The sequence below is a fragment of the Micropruina sp. genome (genome assembly GCF_047606365.1).
Taxonomy (GTDB): Bacteria; Actinomycetota; Actinomycetes; order Propionibacteriales; family Propionibacteriaceae; genus Micropruina.
The window spans coordinates 1-6,200 of the sequence record NZ_JASGEN010000152.1; the positions used below are offsets into that span (position 1 = coordinate 1).

The 6,200-nt window shown below is 69.1% G+C and carries 6 protein-coding genes; 3 read left to right on the forward strand and 3 right to left on the reverse strand.

Annotated elements, in window-relative coordinates:
* The 3 genes from QM624_RS17405 to QM624_RS17415 all read right to left on the reverse strand — a co-directional run.
* A partial coding sequence (locus QM624_RS17405) for a glycosyltransferase family 2 protein (RefSeq protein ID WP_415094153.1) occupies positions 1-796 on the reverse strand: 796 nt, incomplete at its 3' end.
* A 21-nt stretch (positions 797-817) separates the two neighbouring features.
* Positions 818-2,002 (reverse strand): AAA family ATPase, encoded by a 1,185-nt coding sequence (locus QM624_RS17410; protein WP_415094155.1) that lies wholly within the window; start codon positions 2,000-2,002, stop codon positions 818-820.
* Between the two features lie 158 nt (positions 2,003-2,160).
* Positions 2,161-2,646, reverse strand: coding sequence for a MarR family winged helix-turn-helix transcriptional regulator (locus QM624_RS17415; RefSeq protein WP_415094157.1), 486 nt, complete (start codon positions 2,644-2,646; stop codon positions 2,161-2,163).
* A gap of 127 nt (positions 2,647-2,773) precedes the next feature.
* Here QM624_RS17415 and QM624_RS17420 point away from each other — a divergent pair, with 127 nt between their 5' ends.
* From QM624_RS17420 to QM624_RS17430, 3 genes are all read left to right on the forward strand, one after another.
* On the forward strand, positions 2,774-3,145 hold the full coding sequence (locus tag QM624_RS17420) for a DoxX family protein (RefSeq protein ID WP_415094159.1): 372 nt from the start codon (positions 2,774-2,776) through the stop codon (positions 3,143-3,145).
* Positions 3,146-3,278: 133 nt separating this feature from the next.
* A complete protein-coding gene (locus QM624_RS17425) occupies positions 3,279-4,280 on the forward strand; it encodes an aldo/keto reductase (protein WP_415094161.1) in 1,002 nt (333 codons plus the stop codon).
* 73 nt (positions 4,281-4,353) lie between these two features.
* The coding region (locus tag QM624_RS17430; RefSeq protein ID WP_415094163.1) for an NADP-dependent isocitrate dehydrogenase at positions 4,354-6,200 on the forward strand (1,847 nt) is incomplete at its 3' end.

The following is a 6,200-nucleotide window of genomic DNA, read 5'->3' on the forward strand; positions in this document are numbered from 1 at the left end:
ACCGGGCCACCGCCACCAGTCCGGACGCCGCGAGCGCCAGCACCACCACGGGCGGGGCGAGGTACTTCAGCGGCGTGCGGAACCGCTGCTCGCGGACCAGGTGGCCGCGCCAGGCCCCGGTGGCGAACATCTGCCGGCGCAGGCTCGCCGGGGTGGCCCGCGGCCAGTAGGTGACGGCGACGTCCGGGGTGTACCAGATCAGGTGCCCAGCGGCGAGGATGCGCGAGTTGAGCTCCCAGTCCTCGGCGCGGCGCAGCGACTCGTCGTAGCCGCCGACCTGGTCGAGCACCTCACGGCGGAACACCCCGAGGTAGGCGCTGTCGGACGGCCCCGCCTTCTTCGCCCCGTGGTACTGCCCGCCGCCCAAACCCCACGGTGAGTTGTAGGCCCGGGCCACCGCGGACTGGAACGGCGTGTGTCCCTTGGCGTGCATCACACCACCGACGTTGACCGCACCGTGCTCGTTGAGCAGATCGACCATCGTGCGGGTGTAGCCGGCCGGCAGTTCGGCGTGCGCGTCCACCCGCACCACGATCGGGTGCCGGCTGGCCCGGATGGCCAGATTGAGCCCGACCGGAATGTCGTTGCGGGGGTTGTCGACCAGGATGATCCGGTCGTCGCCGGCGGCCAGCTCGTGGGCGATCGCCGTCGTGTTGTCGGTGGAGGCTCCCAGCGCCAGCACCAATTCGGCCTCGGCCGGGTACTCCTGCGCCAACACGGCGGCGACCGCGTCGGCGAGGTGCCGCTGTTCGTTCAGCACCGGCATCACGTAGGAAACCGCGGGGTACTCGCTCACCGGGCGAGGCTATCGCGCCGCTCATCGACGACCCCAATGCCACGTCGGACGGCTCAGCAGTCCCTGGCCGTCGACCTCGGTTTCCCCGTACGGCTTCACCAGCTCGTGGTGCAACGCGCCCGCCTCGGCCAACGCCTCGACCAACGGCCGGGAATGACTGACCACCACCAGCTGGGTGCGCTCGGCGGCCCGCACCATCAGCCGGGTGAGCGCCGGCAGCACGTCGGGATGCAGCGACGTCTCGGGCTCGTTGAGCACCATCAGGCCCGGCGGGCGTGGACTGAACAGGGCCGCGGCCAGCAGCAGGTAGCGCAGCGTGCCGTCGGAGAGCTCCCGCCCGGTCAGCGGCCGCAGCAGGCCGGGTTGGTGGAGTTCGAGTTCGAACCGCCCGGCCTGGTCGGCGATGGCGACCCGGGTGCCGGCGAAGGCGTCGGCGATCGCCTCCCGGAACGGTCCTTCCCAGGCCGATTCCACAATGGTGGCGATCGTGGGCGCCAGATCCTGGCCGTCGGCGGCGAGCACCTCGGTGCGGGTGCCCACCTGCGGCAGCCGCGCCGGGGCGTCCGGATCGACCCGGAAGCTGTCGTAGAACCGCCACCCGCGCACCACGTCGCGGACGGCGGTCGCCTCCGGCCGGTGGATCGGGTCGACCAGTTCGTCGAGCACGCTCGCCCACGGCGGCAGGCCCACCTCGATGTGACCGGAGGCGCGGTTCGAGGCGCGTCCGGCATCTTCGGCGACCCGGACGCCGCGCGCCGTCCGCTCCAGCAGGGTGGCTGCCGGCCGCAGCATCGGACCAGCCCAGATGATTTCGCGCTTGATGATCGGATCGCGTCCGAAGATCGACGGCGGGTACTCCGGAACCGGTAGGCCGACATCGATCAGGTAGCCGAGGTCGTCGGTGGTGAAACCGAGCTGCAGGCTGATCGGCGCCTTGCGTGACCCGGTGCCCTGGATCGGCACTTCGCCGCGCCGCATGGCGGCGGAGATCTGCTCCGGCCCGGCCCACAGCACCGACGACAAGCCGCCGGCGGCCGCGATCGAGCCGATGAACCGCCCGGACGCCGTGTCGGCGAGCAGTTGGAAGGCCCGGTACAGGTTCGACTTGCCGACCCCGTTGGCGCCGGTGACAACCGTCAACCGTTCCAGCGGCAGCACGACGTCCCGCAGCGATCGATAGCCGTGCACGGCGAGCGTGGTGATCATGGCCGCGAGCGTAAGAACCGCCACCGACACTTTCTGGTGCGTCCGCCCGCTTCGCTGAGAGTGGGACGGAGGGACGGTTCTTTTCGTTCCACATTCGGTACGAAGAGAACCGTCCCTTCGTTCCACCTCCACTGGTCCACTTCCGGGCAGAAGGGGCGTCAGGCGGGAGGGCAGGCTCCGTTCGGGTCGATAACGTCGCCGATCCGGCGTCCGATCGCGCCGAGTTGTTTGATCTGGCCGCGGGTGAGCGGGTCGAGCACCAACCGGCGCACCTCCGCGACGTGACTCGGCGCGGTCGCGACCACCGCCGTCCAGCCGTCGTCGGTGAGCGTGGCGAGGGTGTAGCGACCATCGGACGGGTCGGCCGCGCGTCGCACGAAACCCTTGCGTTCCAGCCGCGCGACCACCTGGGACAACCGGGACAGCGACCCCTCGGCCACCGCCGCCAGCTCACTCATCCGCATCGTTCGCTCGGGTTGTTCGGACAGACCCGCCATCACCGAATACTCGAACAGGGTGAGCCCCGCATCGCGACGCAGTTGGGCGTCCAGCGCCGGCCCCAGCCGCATCAGCAATCCGACCAGACTGAGCCAGGCCGCCCGCTCCTCGGCGTCCAGCCACTGCGCCTCGGCCGTGTCGTCCACGTCGGCATGGTAGCTCAGCACGCCTCCCCCGGGCAGCCACCCAGCGCCCTCCTATTGACTTGAAGCTTGAAGTAACCGGCAGTACCGTTTACTTCATATTTAAAGTTAGAAACGAGGAATCACAACCATGAACATCGCTCTGTGGATCGTTGCCGGACTACTCGCTCTCGCTTTCCTGGGCGCCGGCGCGATGAAGCTCAGCCGCAGCAAGGAGCAGCTCGCCGCCTCCGGAATGAGCTGGACCGAGGACTTCTCCAGCGGCATGGTGAAGACCATCGGCAGCTTGGAGATCCTGGGCGCGCTCGGGCTGATCCTGCCCGCCGTCACCGGCATCCTGCCCGTCCTCGTCCCGATCGCCGCGCTCGGCCTGACCGCCACCATGATCGGTGCGGTCGTCGTCCATCTGCGGCGTCACGAGGCCTTCACCCCGGCTGCCGTGCTGCTCGTGCTGGCCGCCTTCGTGGCCATCGGACGCTTCCTGGTGCCGTTCGGCGGCTGAGTGGCACACAGGGACGGTTCTTCTCGTGCCGAATGGAACGAAAAGAACCGTCCCCCCGTCCCAATTCTGGAACGAAAAGAACCGTCCCTCCGTACCACTTCCTCACGCGGCCCCGCGGGTGTTGGCTGGAGACATGACCACACAGATCCCCACCCGCACCCTCGGCTCGGACGCCGCGGCACTGACCGTCTCGGCGCTCGGCCTGGGTTGCATGGGCATGTCGGAGTTCTACGGAACCCCCGATCACGCCGGCGGCGTCGCGACCATCCAGCACGCGCTCGATCTCGGCGTCACCTTCCTCGACACCGCCGACATGTACGGCCCGTTCACCAACGAGAAACTGGTCGGCGAGGCGATCCACGGACGCCGCGACGAGGTGCAACTAGCCACCAAATTCGGCAACGAGCGACTCCCGGACGGCACCCGGCTCGGAGTCAACGGACGGCCCGAGTACGTCCGCGCCGCCTGCGACGCCTCCCTGCAGCGGCTCGGCGTCGACCACATCGACCTCTACTACCAGCACCGGGTCGACTTCACCGTGCCGATCGAAGAGACCGTCGGCGCCATGAAGGAACTGGTGGACGCCGGGAAGGTGCGCTTCCTGGGGCTCTCCGAAGCGTCGGCCGACACCATTCGCCGAGCCCATGCGGTGCATCCGATCACGGCGCTGCAGACCGAGTACTCCCTGTTCACCCGCGACGTCGAAGACGTCATCCTGCCGACGCTGCGCGAGTTGGGCATCGGGTTGGTGCCCTACTCGCCGCTGGGTCGAGGGCTGCTCACCGGCCGGGTCACCAGCGAGTCGCTGGCCGCGGGTGACAGCCGCAACACCACCTACTTCCCCCGCTTCCAGGGAACCGCGCTGGAAACCAACCTGGGGCTGGTGAGCCGCGTCCGTGACCTGGCCGACCGGCACGACTGCACACCCGGACAGCTCGCGCTGGCCTGGGTACTGGCCCAGGGTGACGACATCGTGCCGATCCCGGGCACCAAGCGGGTCCGCTACCTGGTCGAGAACGCGGCCGCATTGCGGGTGAGCCTGTCCGAGGACGACCTCACCGAGCTCACCGAGGCCGTCCCCCGCGACGAGGTGGCGGGCGCCCGGTACGGCGACATGAGCACGATCGACGGCTGACCAGCGGCGCAGTGGGCCCGGGTGTGATTGGTAGTCTCCTGCCGTCCGCAACCTCCAGGCATGAAGGGTCACGATGAGTCCGATCATCTACACGCATACCGACGAGGCGCCGCTGCTGGCGACGTACTCCTTCCTGCCGATCATCCGGGCCTACGCCGGGGCCGCCGGGGTCGAGGTGGAGACCCGCGACATCTCCCTGGGCGGACGCATCATCGCCCTGTTCCCCGAGCGGCTCCGCGAGGAGCAGCGGCTGCCGAACGCGCTGGCCGAGCTCGGTGAGCTGGCCAAGACGCCGGACGCCAACATCATCAAGCTGCCCAACGTGAGCGCGTCGATGCCGCAGCTCAAGGCCGCCATCGCCGAACTGCAGAGCAAGGGCTACGACCTGCCCGCCTACCCCGACACCCCGGCCGACGACGCCGAGGCCGACATCAAGGCCCGCTACGACAAGGTCAAGGGCAGCGCGGTCAACCCGGTGCTGCGCGAGGGCAACTCCGATCGCCGCGCCCCCGAGTCGGTGAAGAACTACGCCCGGCAGCACCCGCACTCGATGGGTGTCTGGAGCCCCGATTCCAAGACCAACGTCGCGACGATGGACGCCGACGACTTCCGGCACAACGAGAAGTCGGTGGTGGTCGAGGCCGACGACGAGCTGCGGATCGAGCTGGTGCCGTCCGACGGCGGCGAGACGGTCGTGCTCAAGGCGTCGGTTCCGGTGCTGGCCGGCGAGGTCGTCGACGGCACCGTGATGCGCGCCGAGGCACTGGAGCGTTTCCTGGGTGAGCAGGTGGCCCGCGCCAAGGACGCCGGCGTGCTGTTCTCGGTGCATCTGAAGGCCACCATGATGAAGGTCTCCGACCCGATCATCTTCGGCCATGTGGTGCGAGCGTTCTTCCCCACCACCTTCGAGAAGTACGGCGATGCCCTGGCCGCGGCCGGGCTGAGCCCCAACAACGGTCTGGGCGGCATCCTCGCCGGCCTGGACGCGCTGCCCGACGGCGCCGCCATCAAGGCGTCCTTCGAGCAGGAACTGGCCGACGGCCCGGCGCTGGCGATGGTCGATTCCGACCGCGGCATCACCAACCTGCATGTGCCGTCCGATGTGATCGTGGACGCCTCCATGCCCGCGATGATCCGGATCGGCGGCCACATGTGGGGCCCGGACGGCAACGAGGCCGACACCCTGGCGGTCATTCCCGACTCGTCGTACGCCGGCGTCTACCAGGCCGTCATCGACGACTGCCGCACCCACGGCGCCTACGACCCGGCGACGATGGGCTCGGTGCCCAACGTCGGGCTGATGGCGCAGGCCGCCGAGGAGTACGGCTCGCACGACAAGACCTTCGAGATCGGCCAGGCCGGCACCGTGCGCGTCGTCAACCGCGCCGGCGACGTGCTGATCGAGCATGCCGTCCAGCCGGGCGACATCTGGCGCGCCTGCCAGACCAAGGACGTCCCGATCCGCGACTGGGTGAAGCTGGCGGTCACCCGGGCCCGCGCCACCGGCGACCCGGCGATCTTCTGGCTGGACGACAGCCGCGCCCACGACCGCAACCTGATCGCCAAGGTCGAGACCTACCTGAGCGACCCGGAACTCGTCGGCGACACCACCGGGCTGGACATCACCATCGCCTCCCCGATCGAGGCGACCAAGGTGTCGGTGGAGCGCATCCGGCAGGGCAAGAACACCATCTCGGTCACCGGCAACGTGCTGCGCGACTACAACACCGACCTGTTCCCCATCCTCGAGGTAGGCACGTCGGCGAAGATGCTGTCGGTGGTTCCGCTGATCAACGGCGGCGGCCTGTTCGAGACCGGTGCCGGCGGGTCGGCGCCCAAGCACGTCCAGCAGCTGGTCAAGGAGAACTACCTGCGCTGGGACAGCCTGGGCGAGTTCCTGGCGCTGGCCGAGAGCTTCGC